Below are 21,570 nucleotides of genomic sequence, written 5' to 3'. Positions count from 1 at the left end.
TTTAGTTAAGAAATAATATTCATATATAATATACAAAATACTGTTTTGCTGTGTATACATGAATATGCTTGTGATTTATTTAACACGATTAATTAGGTAAACATAATTTTTTCTGACTTGTTTATATCATTTTTGTCTGTTTGACTTATACGCTTTTTAACTAGATTTTACAGAAAAAGAGGAAACCACGTCTCTTTTAAAAATAACTAATTGTAGTCCTTATTAAGATTTTTATTATCTTTGATTCGCAAATACAAAAGAAGTGCCACAAATGTGACACTTCTTTCATGATATTTAAGCTTTATGTTTTAAAACTCTAGTTATTTAAAAGTTTGCTTTCTTAACGAACCTCCCTTTACTTAACGTGTAGTACTTTTTATGACCAATTTTAACTGAATTACCATAAGTTTTAACTGACTTACGTTTCTTTAGCACTGTCTTACCTACGCGATGACCATACTTGTTGTATGTGTAAGCATTATGCTTCAACTTTAACTTCTTGGCATCAATATTGCCACTGGCTATATATAATCCATCAGGTAAAGCATAGTATGTCCGACCATTGATCTTCTTTTTGCCAGTAGTCTCAACTACGGAACCTGCGGTAAAGATCAGCTTATTCGCACGTTTGCCGCTTTCATTATAGAGGTAAGCATTATGCTTTAAGCTCTTAGCAACTGTTTGAACAGGTTTCTCAACAGTATTGACATTTGTTGGCGTAACTTCTTCGTTTGCTGATTTTGCAGCAGTTAACAACTTAACATTTGCTGCTTTGACAAAACGGTTCTTGCCAATAGTAAAGTATCTCTTACCGCGGATCTTAACGGCATCGCCGTAAGTATTCAGCGTCTGACCCTTCTTGTAAACGCCTGCCTTCTTAACCCGCTTGCCCAGCTGGTTATAAACATACGCATTGTGAGTCAATTTTTGCTTAGTAGCCTGTGCATTGCCTACAGCAACATAGTACATCTTATTCTTGGCACCTTGATCAACTAAGACGTAGTATTCCTTACCATTTATCGTCTTAGTGCCATAGATAGTCAGGATTGAACCAACACCTAGAGTAATCCGGTTAGCCCGTTTGCCAGTTTCATCGTACAGGTAGGCATTATGCAGCAATTCGACTGCAGAAGAATTGTTTAAATCAACATCTGAACCATTATTCTTACCGTCATCTTTATTGTTGTTGGCATTATCGTCAGGTTTCTTATTTGGATCAGTTACAGGAGTTACTGCAGAACCACCGCCAGTACCTGAACCACTACCATTATTATTTCCGCTTTGAATAACCTTATCAATTGTTGTCGGATCAGAACTATCTTGATGAATAGTATCTATCCCGTCATCACGGTGCTTGTCTACATCATCACTGCTATTTGATTGATCAATTTTATCTTTGGCATTATCTTTTTGACGGTCGATCTCATCCTTAACCTTTTGTTTTTCACCGTCAGTTAAGTCAGTGCCATCTTGGTGTTTGCCCTTATTATTGTCAACATCCTTTTTAGCGTTCTTAGCAGCATCATCAACGGCACCTTTGGCAATTTCCTTTTCCGCTTCCAGTTTATTCTTTTGAATCTCATCATAAGAATTGCCTTCAGTGTGTTTGTTTTTATCAAAAGCATTTTGGATTGAAGAAGTATCAGCATCTTCTCCAAATTCTTTATGAATCTTATCGATAGCCTCTTTTGCTTTATCAGCAATTTCCTGATCAGCCTTGTCTTTGCTAATTTGATTTGTCTTGTTAACCTCAACTTGGATATCGTTTTTAGCTGTGTCAACTACTTTATCAATATTAGTCTTCTTACCGGCTGGATCATCACTAGGTGCATTAACTTGATCAACTGCTTTATTACTTTCTGTAACGTGCTGATCAACTTTATCAATATAATCTTGCTTAGTTTTATCGTCTAAATCTTTATTATTCTTAATCTCAGTTTTTGCCTTGTCAGCAGCATTTTTAATTTCTTCCTTAGCTTTAAGTTTATTCAAAGCTGTAATGCCTTTATCGTAGGCAGAACTGATATCCGGAATATTGTCAGCTTTATTAATATCGGCAAGACCAGCAATAATATCATTGATATAGTCCTGATAGTCTGGATTAGCTTTTTGCTCACTAGTTAATTTGTCATATTCATTTTGCAAACCATTAGTGCCATTTACAGCATCATGCTTATCTTTAACAACCCATTCAGAAGAATTTTGCCAAATCTGATCAATGCTAGTTCCAACGTGATCTTTATCTTTTGGAACATTGTCAACATCTTTAATAGCTTCAATTTTTGCTTTTTCAGTATCATAAGCATCATCAATAGCCTTAATAGCTTCCTTCTTTTCAGAATCAGTTAACTGCGACTTATTAATAATATCATGAGCCTGATTCTGCTTGTCTTTCAAATGGCCTTCTGCCTGGGTTTTGGCTCCGGCAAGATCTGCTTGGTCAATAATATTTGAAATACCAGGAACATCTTTTCCAGTTGAAGGATCTTTGTAGCCGTTCTTGGCCTTATCAATTATAGCTTGAGCATCGTTTTTGACTTCATCAGCAGTTCTATCGGTAGTACCATCCTCTCCTTTGACAGGAATATCATTTATTTCTGTCTTACTCTTGTCAAAGATATCCTGTACTTTTTGCTTTTCCGTATCTTGATCAGCTGCCGATAAACCAGAATCTTCAATCTTTTTATCAGCTTCATCCTTAATATCTTGCAGCTCTTTGATAGCATCTTGCTTAGCTTCGTAAATATCCTGTTTATTCTTAGCTATATCGTAGATCTTATCTACACCGGCTTGGCCAAAGTTAATTGGCTCATTATTTTCTGGAACACCTTTTTCGATATTAGACAGCTTATTCTTTGCTGCCTCCAAGTCAGATGCAGTTGCATTCTCAGGTAAGGTAACTTTGCTAATTTTGTCTTTGGTACTTTGCACAACTTCATCAAGTTGCTTTTGCAAATCAGCCTTTTGCTCATCACTTAAACTAGAGGCAACTGAACTGATATCATCTTTTCTTTTGACATAATCATCAATAGCAGCAATCTGCTTGTTCTTTTCAGCTAGCAAATCACTTGGCAACTTAGCTTGATCGATGGCCTTTTCGCCGGCCTTTTCAATATTATCTAAATTGTCACTATCTTTAGCGCCATATATGTTGCTGATAGCGCCTTGCAGAGCGTTATTGATATCTTTTTCGCCTTGGCTAATTTCATTAGCATCAAGATTATTACCTTGTAAGCTGCTCTTAGCTTGTTCAGCATAATCCTTTAGCTTGTTAATGGCAGTATTCTTTTCCTCAAAACGATCAGTTAAGCCAGTGATTGCTGAAACCCCATCTTGTGCGGCCTGATTCATAGCATTGTTAGGATCATTTACATCATTTTTAGCACTTTGAATGTTTTGCGCAGCTTGATCGCGTTCAGCTTTGATCTGATCTCTCATTTGATCAGCCAGATTTTGATCATCCTTAGCGATCTCGTCTGCTGCAGCAGAAGCCTTATTGACGGCATCTTGCAACTGAGTTAACGCATTTGTCAGTGATTCTTCTTTACCAATTTCAGCGCCGATTTGACTTAGATCATTTTTGTTCTGGTTCTGGGCATTAGACAAACTACCTCTATCGGTGGCCGAGTTTATCCTAGTTTCACCATCTGAACGAGCCTGATCAATTTTTTCTTTCAGCTTATCATATTGGTCTTGACCCAGTTTCTTATCGGCTAAATCTTGATCAATCCGTTGTTGCAGCTTGTCCGCAGCACTTTTTAGATCATTTTTAGCTGCAGCTTTATCATTTGCAAGTTGAGTATCCTTACCTGTCTGCTCTATACCCGTAATAGCACTTTGGCCTTCTTCTTTAGCTTTATTAACTTTGTCAATAGTATCTGATTGATCTATTTTGTCTTTAGCCTTATCACGTTCGTTGTTAATAGCATCTTGGTCAGTTGGATCATTTTTACCAGCATCAATTGCTGCTTGGTCCAAGTCAGACTTAGCCTTGTTTTTAGCTGCTTGCAATTTAGCATCAGATAGTGCCTTGTTAATGTCCACTAATCCAGTATTCTTTTCCGTATCTATCTGGTCAGCAGTGGCACCATCAACCTTGGCTACAGCACGGTCATGCGCTTCTTGAGCCTGGTTCTTAAACTTATCCTTTTCGTCTTTACTTAGATCAGTTAGGCTATCAATTTGATTAGTGACTCCAACATAATTTCCGCCGCCATTAAGCGCTTGGTCAAGTTCATCAATTGCTTGATTACGTTGATCTCTTATTTCATCTGCATTAGAAGCAGAAGCAATATCAAGGATATTTTGTATGCTTTGGATAGTATTGCCTTTAATCTTATTAACTGTTGCAATATCACTTGCTGAGTTTATATCTTTCTCACCAAGATCGGTAACAGCTTTGACTGCATCCTTATCTTTTTGGTTTGTGAGTTGGGTATTTGCTTTAGCACCCGTTTCTTTAATTGCAGTTATTGCGGTAGCTTTGGCTGCAGCCAAGTCAGCACTTGTTTCTGCCTTGTTAATAGTAGCTATTGCATCTTTAGTAGTTTTTTCTACCTGGTCTTTATTAGTTGCGTTCCTGATACTATCAATTGCATCGTTTGAACTTTGCTGAATAGTATTAATAGCGTTATCAAATGCGTCCTTAGCAGCTGTTTGTTCACTTTCACTAAGACCATTATAAATTTCAGTCAAACGGGAAGTAGCGTCATCTGCGGCAGTAGAAATTTGATCAATGGCACTTTCCTTGTAGCCTTCAAGACCGTTACCTTTTGCTTCAGCCGCATCAATTGCCAGTTCACCATTTTGTTCTGCAAGATTAGAAGCTGGGATCTTTTCTGCATTATCGACATTAGCCTTCGCCTCATCACGAGCAGCATTAATTCCGGCAATAGTGGAATCCTTCACAGCTTGAGTAATATCTGTTGCATTGCTAATGCGATCAATAGCTTTTTGAGCATACTCATCAAGTTTTTGCTTGTTAATAACTTTATTAATGTTTAGATCGCTGATGACATCATCAATAGCTGCTTTGCCTTGTTGAGCTGCTTGAGTAACTTGTTGAATAGAAGATGTACTTGCAGAATTAATGTTCTTGACTGCCTGATTGTATTGTTCTTCAACTTTATTACGTAACTGATTCTTATTATCACTTGTAACTTGATCCATATTGCCAATTTGCTCTCTAATTTTGCTTCTTTCCGCAAGCAAGTCATTTAGAGCTTGATCTTTGGCAGACTGCAAGTTTGCAGCTTCCTGAATTTCAGTCAGCTTCCTCGTACCATTTGTAAGAGCGTCATCGATATCGTCTTTACCCGCTGACTGAATAGCCGATTGAGCATTATTGAAGGCATTTGAGATTTGGTTATAATAATCGTTCTTTTCGGTAACACTTAAATTAGGATCAGTAGTTATTTGAGTATTCGCATTATCGCGAGCCTGTCTTAATTTCTTAATAGCATCATCACGCTTTGCTACCAAATCTTTTGTTGCTTCATCATCCGAGATACTGTCAACAATGCTTTGAATATTCTTTTTGCCTTTATCAGCATCATCATTAATATCTGAAACATTAAGGTCACCTGTTACTGCTTGAACAGCTTGGTCATAGGCATTGTCAATCTGGTTTAATTTGTCTTCCCAGTCCTTGTCTTTAAGCGGGCCATTATTGTCATGAGCGTCAGATATGGTCTTTCTGGCTTTATTCTTGGCAGTTTGCAAATCAGAAATTGCTTTAGCACGTGCCGCAGAAACCTGTGCATCGTTTAAGTCCCTGGTAATATTGTTTGCACCATCTTGAGTAGCTGATTTAACAGTGTCTTCATCTTGAGCAGCAGCAATCTTATCTTTGGCAGCTTGCGCATCTTGATCAATCAAATCTTCATAGTGTTTCTTGTTTGATTGACTAAGTTGACTCTCAGGTATGCTTTCAATCTTTTGCTTGGCAGCCTTTGCCGCATCGTCAATTGCCTGAGTAGCTTCTTGACGAGCCTTTTTGATTACACTATCGCCCTTATTCTGCGCATCAGCAACTATACTGTCAATTTTACCTTTGGCTGTTGTAACGGCATCATCTATCTTTGCAGTGTCAATATTACTTAAACCGTTAATACTGTCGTCAGCAACCTTCTTAATTTGATCATGGTATGTCTTTTTATCTTCGTCACTTAGGTTTGGCGTATTGTCAATAGCATCATTTGCTTCTTGTTGCTTTTTCCTAATTTGTGCAACAGCGTCACTTACCTGATTGTTACGCTTACCTAACTCTTGCTGCTTAGTCAACAGATTGTTCAGAGCAGTGATACCGTCATTTCTGGCTCCGTCAATTGTTGTAAGCGAGTCAGCTTGATCAACCCTTTGAGTATATCCTAGTGGATTGGTATTATTGCTTAAAATCTTCTGGGCCTGCTTCTTGGCATCGTCAATATTTTGAGCGGTCAAGCCGGAAATGTTGCTGATTTGATTTTCAACATCAGCTTCGACATCAGCTAATTTTTGTTTAGAAATTGCTTTAAGCACATTCTTTTTAGCAGTATCTTCTGCAGTTGCTACTGCGCTAGAGTCAGCTGCCTTATCAATATTTGCCAACCCATCACTAATTTCTTTTGCAATATCGCTATTTGAGTTAACTGATAAATCATTTTGGTTAGTAACAGCAAAACCTGCAACTTCAGCCTTTGCTGCAGCTTTATCAAAAGCTGTCTGTGCTATAGCTTCTCTTTGCTTTATAGCCGCACCATCTGACGTACCGTAAATAGATTTGCTTGCATCATAGCTTGGGTCACCAGGTTTAGCAGTAGCAATTTTAGCAGCATTATCGATTGCATTTAAGTAATCTGCTTGATCTGCTGCTGCAAGTCCTGATTTCTGCACTCTCTTTTTGGCTGCTTCAGCTGCTTTATTAATATTGGCAGCTTCTTGATCTGCATATACCTGTTTGATCGCTTCAAGACCCTTTGTGCCGTCAGGATCATCACCATTGATGACTTTATGTACAGCATCATTTAAAGAATTTTGAATATCAGTCGTTTTGTCGCTGTGCTTAGAAATTTCATCTTTAGCGGCATCTTGCAATTTTTTAATTGCACTGATAGTGTTCTTAAGAGCATCAATCGTATCTTGAGCTTCTTTTTGGTGACCTTTAACCGAATTTTCATCAGAATCCTTATCAATGTCACCTTTGTCAGCAGCAATTGCTTCTGGACGCTTAAGTCTATCAACTAAGCTGTTAACCTCTTCTTTTTCAGTGTCGCTTAAGTTAGAATCTTTTGCAGTTTCTGCTATATCAGTTTTTACCTGTTTAATCTGCTTATTAAGATCAGATTTGATAGAAGCCTTATAGTCAAGAGCAACCTGATCGATTGCCTTTATTCCCTCGTCTCTAGCACTAGCAACATCATCGTTATTTTGTGCAGCCTTAACCTGGTCAATTGCCTTATCTCGCGCTTGATTAATTGCCTGAGTTTGTGAAGGATAATATCCAGATTGTTTGCTTGCCTCATTATTCAACTCATTAATGGCATTAGTTTTATTAGTTTCAATTTGAGCTGAGCCATTAGCAGCTTTAATCGCATCATCAATAATCTTTAAAGCAGCATCCCGACGCTTGTTTACAATCGAAATCGTATTTGCATCAGAGGAGTAAACAGATGTGTCCTTGTTAGCACTATTGATGGTCTTTGAAGCTGCTGCAGCAGCTTGAGTCATCGCGTCATTAAATGCTTTATTTTGCTCATCTGTCAAATTATTAGGCTTATTATTTTTAGCAGTGTTAATTGCATCATTAATAGCCTGGGCAGCTTGATCGCGAGCTTCACTCAATGTCAGAATATCCAAACCTATTCTGACAGGCTTACTGGTATCAGTCGGATCATATCCAATGAAGTTAGCACTCGGAGACAACTCAATACTATAATTTTTATTAAATTTAATGGTTTTATCTGCCGGAATATTAATGGTAAATGAACCATCGTCATTGACCACAGCAGCGTAAAATTTTGGCAGAGGATTTAGTGAGGGGTTATGAGTATCATTTTTGGCATCGTCAACCGTATTCTGGTACGGACTTGCTATAGAATCATCTGCCCAGATAGTTTTCTTATTTTTATCATCAACAATATTGGCAACAATATAAGCCTTAGTAGCCACAGGCATAATCAAACTAAATGGATTTTTAAACTTTTTCGGGTCGCCTTTAGGATCATCCGGACCATCTATATCAGGGCTATAATTTATTACACTACCTGCAGCACCCGTAATAGTGTTTGAACCATCGTCATTTCTAGTGACAGTGACTTTACTGGTGTCAATGTCCATAAAACCACTTGGGTTAGCAGGAATAAAGGCAATATTATTATAGCCAAAGTTTTTGCTATTGTTGAATGCTCTTTGAATAATATCAATAAAGAGATCATCAAAAGTTTTATTGCTGGCTGCAGTTTCATTTAAAGATTCTTGCACATCTTGAGGTAATTTTGCAAAATCAATACCAGCAAGTGCTATCTTGGCTTTTAATTCATTTAATTTATCAACATTTAGCTGCGTTTTCCCATTCAATAGCTCAAGTTTGTCTACAAGAATGGTGCCTCCCCGTTTTTTTCTAACATTTAAAACGTGGAATGGCGGTAAAGTAAGTTTGCCAAGTCCAATGTTTAAATTAGTAAGATCGAATTGTTGCCGTACGTTTGTTATAGTAATATTATTTTCACCAACGATACTGGTATCTGGATTCTTGTTAGCCTGCGCATTCAAAATTAGAGAGGTGGGGTTATTGACAATTAAAGTACCACCCTGAACGTCTACTAACGTAATAGCGCCATTTCCCGCGCTTGGCCGGTTATCAATGTCGGTGGAACCACCGAGAACAATATTAAAAGCACCGTTTTCAACATCAGCTTTACCCTTAACTAAGACTAAAGTTCCTTTATAGTCACCCATGTCCTGACCTTTGACATTTAAGGTACCCTTAGGTTTAATGTTAAAATTACCACCATCATAAATAAGGTAGCCACCACCATTTGCGTCACTGATGTTACCATTAGTGGTAATATTCACTGTACCATTGGTTTCAATATTGAAGCTAGATTTAGAATTCCGTAAATATATGGCTCTACATTTATTGTCATTGCGAGTTCCTTTATATGGATTTGCCTTTGAGTTATCAGTCATATTAATATTTAGTGTACCCGCAACGTTTACGGTGCCACTACCAGTAATAGCAATAACAGTAAATGGTCTTCCCCATTCACCATTTGAACCATGAGAACCGTCATACTCTAATAAGGGCGTCAAATTAACAATGGCACCTTGATCAACCGTAACAACGTCATTATCGCTTTCCATTTCAATCATGCTGCCGCCAAAAGTAGAGCCTGTGAATGTACCGTCTACAAATTCAACACTACAATTTGAACCCGTGAATTGAAATAACTGCTGGTTGTTTCTGTCAGATGGTCCACCATCATAATAAGGTGTTTTAATCGTTCTTATTTCATTATCACCACGAAAGAAGATGTGAGTGTTTCGACCAGAATAAATTAGCTGAGAACCTTCAAATTTCGTATTTTTAAATGTGATATTGGCATTTTGTCTACTATTTAGCCCACCAGTGTCAAATACGCCATAATAGTCTGCACTTTTCATTGCAACATTTTCAAAAGTTACGTCAAATGAACTATTCGTAACAATTTCAGGATGGTATCCTTTAAAATCAATTAAATGTCGCGTATCCCCATCGGATATGATGCGCAGCGTTCTTCCGGGAACTCTACCAATAGACACGTGTCCACCATCTTTTGTGGGAGCAATATCATTCATTATACGAATTTCGCTCACATTTGCACTAAGTAAAGCATCACAAAAAGCGTCCCAATTTTTTACCTCAGCAATTGTACTGGTAGCATCTTTTTTTGCATCTTTATCAACTAATTCAGGATCCTGAGAATCAGTTTTTTCAGGATCATTCGTTTCTGAAGTATCCTGATTTGTGTCATCATCAGTCTTAGATGGATCCTTAGCATTACTTTGATCCTGATCAGGGGTTTTTGAACTGTCGTCAACAGTATTACCCTTATCCTTGTCCTTATCTTTTGGATCATCAGTCTTGGAATCCTCAGTTTTGTCTGTAGAATCTTTTCCTGAAGTGATCGGTTTTTCAGTATCGGTACTCTTTAAAAAAGAACTCAGACCAGAAAATGTAGTTAAGTCTGCATCCTTTTTTGTTGAGTTACTTTGCTTGTTTTCACTTGGAGTTTGGGCTTTATCTGCTGTTTGATCAAGCTCAGTCTGAGACTCATTAGTTTTAGTATTAATTTCTTCCTTTGCAGGATCAACAGTATCAGCCTTAGCGGTCTGACTATTCAAGCCAAAAAAAGTAAAACCGAGCAAGACAGAAGCAGCACCAATTGTCAATTTACGAATTGAGAAGTGGTCTTGCTTTGCCTGCATTTCCATTTTACGTATTCTTTCTTTATTATTATTTTTACCTAGCATAAAATAATCCTTTCTCAAAAATACTATTTATAGCAATATTTTAATGCTAGGCATTATAATTGTCAATATAGTATTTATTATAAACTAATCTTAAATAACATATAGATAAAAAATAAAACTTTAGTTTTTTTAAATAACTTTAAAATATCTTAACTTTACTATAAATAATAGGTTTATTCTGATATAAAATAACATTAATAATTTATAAAAAAACGGAAATTTTTAATATTTTTATGTATATAAGAAATATTTTCATTACTCTATATCTTCATATATTTATATATACTATACATGATTTTAAATATTATTTACTATATTCAACTATTTATGCAAACCCGTTAATAGCTTAATTTTTTAAAATTAAATCTATCGTTTTAATAAATATTATATAAAATGATATTTATATACTCTGTGTTTATAGAAAATTTAAAAAAGTGCAAAAAAAGTGCCGCGAATTGTTGTTTTTAACAATTCGCGACACTTTATTTAAGCTATTTCAATTTAAAAGTTAGCTTTTTTAACAAAACGTCCTTTTGAAATAATGAAATATCTCTTGCCGTTGATCTTGACTGAATTACCATAAGTCTTAACTGGCTTACGTTTCTTCAGCACTTTCTTATTTGCACGATGACCATATTGGTTGTATACATAGGCATTGTGCTTCAACTTCAACTTCTTGGCATCAATATTGCCGGCTGCAATAAACATACCATCTGGAAGTTCGTAACAAACCTTGCCGTTGACTGTCTTCTTACCAACAGTTCCAACTTGAGAACCTGCTTGGAAGATCAACTTGTTAGCACGAGTACCATTTTGATCATACAGATAAGCATTATGCATTAAAGTCTTTTCAACAACAGTTTGTGGCTTCTCCGCAACTGCACTGGTTGGAACTACTTCAACTTTGGCTGTGCTTACAGTAACAACCCCTTTAGCAAAGTTAGCAGCTTTAATGAAGCGGTTCTTGTCAATGATGAAGTACTTCTTGCCACGAATCTTGACAGCATTACCGAAGGTCTTAACTAGCTTGCCCTTCTTGAATACACCAGTATTCTTTACCCGTTTGCCAAATTGATTGTAAATATATGCGTTATGCTTCAGTTTGCGAGTAGCCGCAACAATGTTACCAGCAGCAACATAATATTTCTTGTTGTTAGCACCCTTGTCTACAAGAACGTAGTAGTCCTTACCGTTGATGGTCTTAGTGCCGTAAGTAGTCAAGACCGAGCCAGCTCCAAGAGTAATCTTGTTAGCACGTTTACCAGTTTCATCATAAAGATATGCGTTGTGCATCAAAGTTACATCTGAAGCATTGCTCAAATCAACATTGGTTCCGTTAGGTTTATCCTTGTCAGAAGTGTTAGTAGTAGTCGGCTTCTTAGCAGGATTTGCTGGTTGAATAGGAGCAACAACTCCGCCACCACCGTTATTACCATTGTTGCTATTACCATGCAAAATATTATCAATTGTAGCTGGGTCAGAGCAATCCTGATGGATTTGGTGGATACCGTTATCACGAATATTATCAATATCAGTTACTTTGTCAGCTTTATCGATTTTATCCTTGGCATCTTTAGCATCTTTATCAATCTGCTCATTAATCTTATTCTTATCTGCATCAGTGTAATCGGTACCGTCTTCATGTTTCAGATGATTGACTTTATCTTTAGCAATATCAGCTGCATCGTCAATTGCGCCTTTAGAAATTTCCTTATCAGCGTTGGTCTTATCAGAGTTGATACCTTCATCAGTTGTACTATGAACTTGTTTGTTCTTTTCATAAGCATCATCTGTCTTAGGCGTCTTGCTGTCATCACCAAACTCATTGTGAATCGTATCTACCGCATCACTATGGTTCTGGGAGATTTGATTATTGGCATCAATAACATCATTAGACTGGTCTTCAATACCGAAGTCGTTTTCAATGGTGGTAATATCGCTTTGAGCATCATGAGTAATCTGATCAATCTTGTCCTTGTTAGTTGACGCGTTACCGACAGAAGAATCGATCTGGTTAAGCTTGTCCTTGGTGTCTTCAACAATTTTATCAACGTCACCTTCTAGACGTTTTTTAGCTGGATCATTTAATTTACTGCTATCAATATCACCTTTAGCCTTATCAGCATCAGTCTTAACTTGTTCAAGAGCCTTCAACTTGTTAAGTGAAGTCATACCCTTGTCGTAAGCAGAACTGGCGTCTTTAATGTTCTTAGCATCTTTAATTGCTGCAATGGCATTAGTAATATCGTCGAGGTAATCCTTGTAATCAGGATCATCCTTTTGCTTTTTAGTTAATTCTTTAAAACCAGTTTCTAAACCAGCTACACCATCTGTACCTGACAAAGCATTCTTTTCTTCGTCATTGAACCATTCATTCTTTTCATCAGAAGAAGTAGGTTTGGTCCAGATAGCATCGATTGCTTGACCAATCTCGTCCTTATTAGTTGGAACATCCTTAATGTTAGTCTTACCATCAATAGCAGACTTTTCGGTATTAAAGGCATCGTCAATTGCTTCATTGGCTTTTTGCTTTTGGTCTGCAGTTAACTGTGAGCCCTTAATAATATCATGAGCTTGAGCACGTTTATCATTAAGTATGGTCTCAGCTGAGGTCTTAGCACCCTCAAGTTTAGCCTGATCAACAATATCTTTGATTCCAGTTACTTTATTACCATTTTCATCGAAACCATCAACAGTATTCTGAATAATTGTATTTGCTTCAGAAGTTACCTGTTCAGGAGTCTTAACTTCACCCTTATCATCTGTGTCAGAGATATTAATAATCTGATCCTTAGCTTGATCAACGAGCTTTTGGACTTGATCTTTCAAAGGCTTTTGATCGGCATCAGACATACCAGAATTTTCAATGGCGTTGATTTCTTTTTCGTGTTCCTGTTCAAGTCTGGCAATTGCGTCATTCTTAGCCTTAACAATATCGGCTTTTTGTTGAGCAAGTTTCTTAACTTTGTCAATTCCAGCTTCACCAAAGTCGACTGTTTCGCCATCTTCAGGAACACCCTTTTCAGCATTTTCAACCTTAGTTTTGTCTTTGTCAAAGTCATCTTGGCTTGCGCCCTCTGCTAAGGTAACACCATTAATCTTAGAAATAGCCTTTTTCTTAGCAGCTTCAACTTGCGCCTTAAGTTCTGCGATAGTATCAGCTGGTAGACCATCCTTATTCTGATCGGTTTGAGCAAAACCATCAATTGTCTTGTCAGCATCAGCAGCATACTGGTTAATAGCAGCAATCTGTTTGTTCTTTTCTGCGAGAAGTTCAGTTGGTAATTTCGCTAACTCAACCGCTTCTTCAGCTTTTTGTTCCGCTGTTTTTGCATCATCTACAGAAGATGCTTGGTAAATATCGCTGATTCCAGTTTGCACAGCGTCGTCAATATCAGCTTCACCTTGTGCAACATCGCTTGCAGTAAGTACAGGGTTGCCATTTTCATCTGTCTTAAGATTGTTAAGATCATCCTTAGCTGCATCGGCTTTTTGTTTCAGGGTCTTAATCTGGTCAACCTTAGCGGTGTAATCATTAGTCAGACCAGTAATGGCATCGACACCTTTTTGACCAGCAGTCTTAATGGCATTTAATGGATCATCTGCTGCATTTTGAGCATCTTTAATGTTCTTAGCTGCAGCAGCACGCTGTTTTTCGATAGCATCCTTCATTTGTTTGGCAAGTTTTTTCTGCTCTTTCTCAGTCTTGCCTACTTCTTTAGCAACCGCATCAGCTGCATCATTAGCTTTGTTAACCGCATCAGATAATTTGCCTAAAGCGGTATTAACTGCTTCGACTTTATCTATATCGGTATTAATTCCGCTTAAGGCACTTTCACCATCACTTTCAGCACCATTAATGTTTGATGTACCATCAGCATTTGAAATAGCTCCGTTTGCTGCATCAACAGCATTATCTACCTTGTCTTTCAGGTCTTGATATTGATTATAATCTAGCTTTCCACTATCCCTGTCATTCTTTAGACGGTCATAAATCTTATCAGCGGCAGCAGCAAGCTTATCTTTAGCAGTCTGTTTCTCTTTAGCTGATGAGGTACCATTATCAACGTGACCCTTGATTTCTCCTTCACCATCGTTTTTAGCATTATTAACTTTATCAGGTGTGTCGGCATTATCAATGTCTTCTTTAGTCTTGTCACGGTCTTTGTTGATATTATCGATGATATTTTGTTTATCATCTTTATTAATAGTATCGTCCTTATTAACTTGATCAATGGCATCATCAGCGGTCTTGTCAACATCAGCTTTAGCAACATTCTTAACAGCTTGCAGTTTAGCATCTGTTAGTGCTTTATCAATATTAGTCTTGCCAAGGCCTTTTTCAGAATCGATTTGATCCTCAGCAGCACCTTCAATTCTGATATGTGCTCTATCGTGAGCAGCCTGAGCCTGAGCTTTAAATTGCTTCTTTTGATCAGAAGTTAGATCAGTCAGCTTGTCAATAGCAGCGGTAGTATCGGCTAATTCTTGAGCAAGTTCAGCATTAGCCTTATTCTTCTTATCCCAGAGAGCATTATCTTTATCTGTATCACCAGTACCAGAATCTTTAATGTTCTTAATACTGTTAAGGGCATTATCTTTGATGTCAAGTACTGTCGAACTGGTAGTTGCCGCATTAATATCAGCAATTCCTAAGTTAGCAACATCATCAACGCCGGCTTTGTCTCTTGGGTTAGTCAATTTATCCTTAGCGGCTTGTGCAGCATCCTTAACAGCTTGAACAGCGACAACCTTAGTCATTGCTACGTTGGCTGTGTCACCAGTTGAGTTAATTGAATTGATGGTATCGTTAGTTAAGTCACTAATAGCACCTTTGTCAAAGGCATTATCAATTGCGGCCTCAGCTTGTTCAGCAAGTGCTGGAATATCTTTGACAGCCTTATTGTATGCAGCCTGAGCTTGCTTCTTTTCATCGTCAGTTAGAGTATCATATACATCCTTTAAGTTCTGTAAAGCTTTGTCTCTAGCACCATCAATTCTAGCTTTGGCTGCATCCTTGGCCTTGTTCAAATCTGTCTGATTAGCATTAGCTTCAGCTTTTTGGATGCTGGTTTCACCATCTTTTTCGGCCTGATTAGCATCTTCAACGGTAAGTTTGTTGCCAACTTCTCCTTGAGCATCATCACGGGCATTTTGAATATCCTTAATGGCTTTTCCTTTATCAGCGTCTGACATAGTTGAACTGTTAATCCGGTCAATTGCTTTTTGAGCATAGTCTTCCAGCTTTTGCTGATCATCAGCTATTGTCTGGTCTAAGCCCTTGGCCTTACCCAGAATATTCTCCATATTGGTAATGCCAGCATCACTTGCCGAATTAATCAAAGCAATAGTATTAGAAGCTGGATCTTTAACCTTGTTGACGGCTTCATTATACGCATTTTGCAGGTCCGTCTTAATACCAGTTTTACCAGCAGTGCTAATATTGGTTAAGCCGTCAATAGCTGCATTATCAGTATTGAATTCGTTTTGTAAATCAGTTAGAGCCTTGTCTCTAGCAGATTGCAAGTCAGCGTTATTTCTAATGTTATTTAATTCTTCAATACCTGCATTGTGTGCTGAATTAACAGTGTTCTTATCAGCTGCGCTAACAGCTTGTTCTGCATTATTCAAAGCAGAAGCAACCTGGTCAAGGTAATCGTTCTTTTCAGTGTTAGATAAATTAGGGTCTGCTTGAATATGGTCATGCAGTTCTTGAGCTTGATCTTTCAGATCTGCAATCGCTTTATTCTTAGTTTTTGCTAATTCAGCCTGTTCTGCATTTCCAGAAACGCTGTCAACAACTGTCTGCATAGCATTGATACCAGTGTTCTTGTCAGTAACAATATCGGCTGGAGTATGGTCATTAGATACAGCAGTTATCGCAGTGGTATAGGCATTGTCAATAGCATCAAGAGCTTTCTCCCAGTCATCGTCAGAAAGTGTACCGTTCTTATGAACATCATTAATAGCTTTCTTGTCATCACTCTTTGCCTTATTCAGTTCCGCAATTGCTTGTGATTTAGCAGCAGCAACTTGGGCTGAAACAAGATCACTATTTATGTTACTTTCACCGTCTTTTTCAGCAGTATCAATATCATCTTTGTTACTTGCTGAGTTGATGGCGTTAGTTGCGGAAGCAGCATGCTTATCAATCAAATCTTTGTAGTACTGCTTGTCACTTGGGCTAAGATACTTGTTATCAATCTGGTCAATAGTTTCCTTAGCTTTTGCAGCTGCATCTTGTAAAGCTGCTGTTTGTGATTTTTGCTCATTCTTAAGATCTGCCAAATCTTTGCTTGAAGCTGTGGCCGTGACACTATTAATTTTGTCTATTGCCGCCTGTTTATCAGTTTTGATTTTAGCAGGATCAGTATCTTTGTTGACATTGTCAACACCTTCAGTAGCATCATCTTTAATAGTGTTAATTAATGAATTTCTATCTTCATCAGATAAGTTAGGATATTTAGTTTTATCATTAATATCATTAATAGCTTTGTCTCTTGCTTGATTAATAGCATCGATTGCATCGTTCTTGTTACCAAGAGAGGACTTGTCCGTCAATAATTTGTTTAGAGCAGCAATACCATCCTTAGTGGCAGTATTAACATCTTCAAAAGTTTCAGCAGCATCAACTTTGTCCTTGTAACCAGTCTTCTCGTTATTAGTTAGCAGACCTTTAGCTACTTTCTTAGCTTTTTCAATATCATCAGCAGTCAAGCCCTTGACGTTTTCAAGTTTGCTTTCAATATCCTTTTCAGCTTGATCAAGTTGCTTCTTTGCCGAGTCTTTGTAGGCAGCTAAAATAGCATTCTTACCGTTAGTAATATCAGTACCAATGGCACTTGCTGCGGTGTCACCATCTATAGCATCTTCAGCCGTCTTAGCAGCAGCATCAATACCAGTATCTGTGTCAACACCGAGGTTGCTCTTAGCTTCATCGGCATAATCTTGAACTTGCTTCTTAGCAGAGTCCTTGAACTTGTCCGCAATATTGGACTTAGCACTGTTTAAATCTTCAGTAACTAATTCAACCGAGCTAGCCTGACCAATTAAAGTATTGGCGTTATCAACAGCTTGGTCAATATTAGAGTCAGATTCTACACCAAGTGCCTTTTTATCGGACTTAGCAACTTCAGCAAGCTGATTCTTAGCAGCGTCCTTATATTTGCTTAAGACGTTGTTCTGACCATTAGTCATATCTTTCTTGATTTCATTAAAATCAGTGTGACCATCAATGTCAGCTTCAGCATCACTAACTGCTTTATCAATGTTTTTGTCGGATTCAACTCCAAGACCTGTTTTGGCATCTCTAGCGTCTTTTTGAACTTTAGCTTTAGCTGAAGCCTTTAGTTTGCCTAAAATGGTTGATTTGGCATCATTTTCAGCCTTAACTACGTCAGTAGCATCGTCAATAGCCTTAAGTTGTTCAGACAAAGCTTCATCAATTTCATCTGAAGAAACACCTAAAGTTTTCTTGCCGTTTTCAGTATAGCCAGCAACTTCGGCTTTTGCTGCTTCTTTATTAACTTTGTTTTCAAATGCATTTTGGATGTTTGTAATATCGCTTGGCTTATTCGCAGGATTGTAAATTGAATTCTTGTTAGTCGAAGGGTTTTCCAGAGCGACCTTTTCAGCGCTATTAATGGCGTCAATGTATTGTGCTTTTTCCGCATCAGTTAAGGCTGATTGCTGCTTTACACGCGAAATCGCGTTATTAGCTGCAGTAGTGATAGCTTTTTGTGCTTCTTCTTTAGCCTTTTCAGCGTCATGAATTTGTTTAACCACTTTCTGGGCTGCATCCATAGCTGTTTGTAAATCTTTTAATGCATTTTCTTCACGCTGAGATACTTCATTTACATTTCCCGCACCATATACAGATTTCCCAGACTCGTAACCAGGATCCAGTGCAGTTTTTGCAACTTCTGCTGCATTATTAATTGCAGTTTCAAGAGCAACTTGTTCTTTAGATTTAGGATCTGACTTAGGGAATTGATTATCTAAATCATTAGCTGCGTTTACTTTTGATTTGATATTTTTAGCAGCAGTATCTTGTGCTATTTTTAAGATGCTTACAATTACTGGACGTTCTTTACTGTCTTTATCCAGTGGATTGTAGTCAATAAAGTTAGCAGTAGGTGTTAGTTTGATTTTAGTATTGGAATTAATCTTGCCCACAACATCAGCAGGTACATTCACCTTAAATATATAATTACCATTTTCAGATTTGGTAACTTCACCAGCAAAAGCAGTTGGCAAATCGTTATCACCATTATTTGTATATTGATATGGAGGATCTTCGATATTATTATTTAAGCTTAAAGTTGTAGTGCCTTTTCCATAATCTATCTCTGCCATGATATATGCTTTAGTGCCAAGAGGCAACTTCAAAAACTCTCTAAATGGGTTTTTGAGATCTGAATCAGGTCCATCTTTATCACTCTTATAACCATCTACAGTTCCAGAAATTGTCCAGGAACCATCTTTTTTACCTGAAGCATCAACATTTGCTGTGGCAGTGACATTTTCAGGCTTAATATCTAAAAATCCAGAACTATTAGCCGGACCAAAGGCAATGTCATTATATCCAATGTTCTTTGGATCAGAGAAAGCAGCATCAATAATTTTTGAGAAAATTGTATCATAGTTTATTGGGTTGCCTTCTGCAGCCAATTCATCTAATAAAGTCTTAATGTTCTTTAATGCTGGAATTTTAAAGTAAGGTAATTCACTAACTTTCGCCCACAACTCAGGTGTAAACATATATTCGCCATTCTTACCACCTTGTCCATTAAGTAGTACAAGTTTATCAACTACAATATTTTTAGTTTTGCTATCTTTGCTAACTTGTAAAGTATGGAATGGTGGCAAAGTTAGACTATTACCTAAAAAGTTTAATTTCTGGCGGACATTGGTAATCGTGACAGCACTACTATCACCAATAATACTTGTGCCTGTTGCTGTGTTTAAATGTGAATCAAGTACAAGTGACTGTGGGTTGTTCACAATCAATTTACTATCACTACCAGTAACGTCTACTAACACAATTGGGTTAGTTCCTGCACCAAAGATTTGAGCATCCTTATTTTGAGCACTGGTTGGATCGCTTTTATCATAAGGATGGTTCGGGTCTTCTTCAAGTCTGATTTCGAATGTACCGTTTTGGACATTAGCTACTCCAGCAATTTGAACCAAAGTACCCTTATAATCACCCATATGTTTACCGATAATACTTAATTTTCCATCAGGCTTGACAGTAAAATTACCACCGTCATAAATCAGGTTGCCACTGTTAGAGTCTGAAATATCACCGTTTGTTGTAATTTTAACCGAGCCACCACTTTCAACAGTAAACTGAGATGCCTTGTCATTTAATCTGATGGCTGTAGCTCTATTTGCATCAAGTTTGCCTTGGTAAGCGTTATCTCCTTTTTCAATTCCGACGTTAATATTTAATTCACCTTTAACGTCAACTTTTCCAGTACCTGAGATATAGATTGCGTGGACTGCACCAGTATTTTCTGCTGGATTATTTCCTAACGTTTTCCCGTCAGAATTAAGTCTTGGATTTAAGGTTACTGTTACGTCTTTTTCGACTGTGACGTAGCAGTTACTGCCCCCCATTTCGATAACGTTACCACCAAATGTGGCACCGGTAAAGTCGCCTTTAAAGTCGATACTATTATCACTTCCACCAAATTCAAATAATTGTTGGTGATTGGCACTGCTTGCTCCCCCATCTTTATAAGGAGTATAGATTGTTTCAGCGGTATTTGTCCCTGTAAATGTAATATGAGTGTCCGAAGCAGAGTGAACCATTTGAGAACCATGGAAGTCAATATTATTAAATGTTAGATTGGAGACACCTATTTTTTCTCCCTTACCATCATGAGGCTTACTTGAACTATTATTACGGTCAGTCATGATAATGCCCCAATAATCGGCACACCAAAGTTCAAGGTTACTATACGTTAAGTTAGTAACTTCAGAGCTGTTTCCTCTAATTCTAGGGTGGTAACCGTTAAAGTCTATTTTGTATTTATTCGTACGACCATCGGCATCATAAGATTTTATCAATAAAGTTCTACCATATACGTCTAACCCATTTTGACCACCTTTATTATCCGCTACGATATTATTCATAATATCTATTTCAGAAATACGTTTAGTCTCATCAGGGTTTTGTCTATCTTTATCAAAACACTCTTTATTATCAAGAGCATAAACAAGCTGATTCCAATTATAAACATGTGCTATTCCATTTATGACAGTTGGAGTGTCACCAGTTTTATCGTCGTTAGCTGTATCATTAGCCAATTTCTTAGCTTCATTAGCTTTTGAATCTTGAGTAGTATCAGTATCTTTACCTGAATTAGTAGTATCGCCAGTCACATCAGCCGGCAACTTACTGCTATCAGAATTTTGATCATCTGAACCAGTTATGTCAGTTGGAGTTTTATCAGTAGTGGTATCTTGATTGCCTTCATCTGAGCCGGTTGCAGGAGTAGTTGCACTATTGCCAGTTGAATCTGGAGTTTCCTGCTTATCCTTATCAGTTTTATCTTTAGCAGTAGTATCAGTCTTGTCCTTAGAACTGGTATCTTTTACTTCATCAGTCTTTGAGCTTTTTAAGAATGAACTCAAACCTGAAAAAGTTGACAAGTCCGTTTCATTCTTCTTTTTAGACGCAGCAGCGTCTGACTTGGTTTTATCCTTAGTACCTGTTTGCTTAGTTTCAGTATTAGAGTTATCCCTGTTCGACTCCTCTGTGATATTTTGTGATGGATCTATAGTATCAGCTTTTACGCTTTGGCTATTCAAACCAAAGAAAGTAAAACCCAGCAAAACAGAAGCAGCACCAATACTCAATTTACGAATTGAGAAGTGGTCCTGCTTGTCCTGCATCTCCATCTTCCTTAGTCTCTCATTATAATTATTTTTTCCTAGCATATTTATCCTTCCTAAAAAAGTATGTATGTTTAGTATGTTCGAATACTATTCTAGAATAGTCAAATATTAATGTCAATATAATATATATAACTAATGTTGTATTTATAAATAACTACACAATTTAAGTTGATA

2 protein-coding genes are annotated in these 21,570 nt (G+C 37.4%); both read right to left on the bottom strand.

The window, feature by feature from the left end; all coding sequences use genetic code 11:
• Nucleotides 1-324 precede the first annotated feature (324 nt).
• On the bottom strand, nucleotides 325-10,491 hold the full coding sequence (locus H3T47_RS02730) for an SLAP domain-containing protein (protein WP_199282465.1): 10,167 nt from the start codon (nucleotides 10,489-10,491) through the stop codon (nucleotides 325-327).
• Between the two features lie 501 nt (nucleotides 10,492-10,992).
• Nucleotides 10,993-21,393 (bottom strand): SLAP domain-containing protein, encoded by a 10,401-nt coding sequence (locus H3T47_RS02725; RefSeq protein WP_199282464.1) that lies wholly within the window; start codon nucleotides 21,391-21,393, stop codon nucleotides 10,993-10,995.
• Nucleotides 21,394-21,570: the final 177 nt, after the last annotated feature.

The sequence above is a fragment of the Lactobacillus sp. W8093 genome, assembly GCF_016100925.1.
GTDB lineage: Bacteria > Bacillota > Bacilli > Lactobacillales > Lactobacillaceae > Lactobacillus > Lactobacillus helsingborgensis.
The sequence above is the reverse complement of the archived record's forward strand: the minus strand, read 5'-3'. Positions and strand labels throughout refer to the sequence as shown.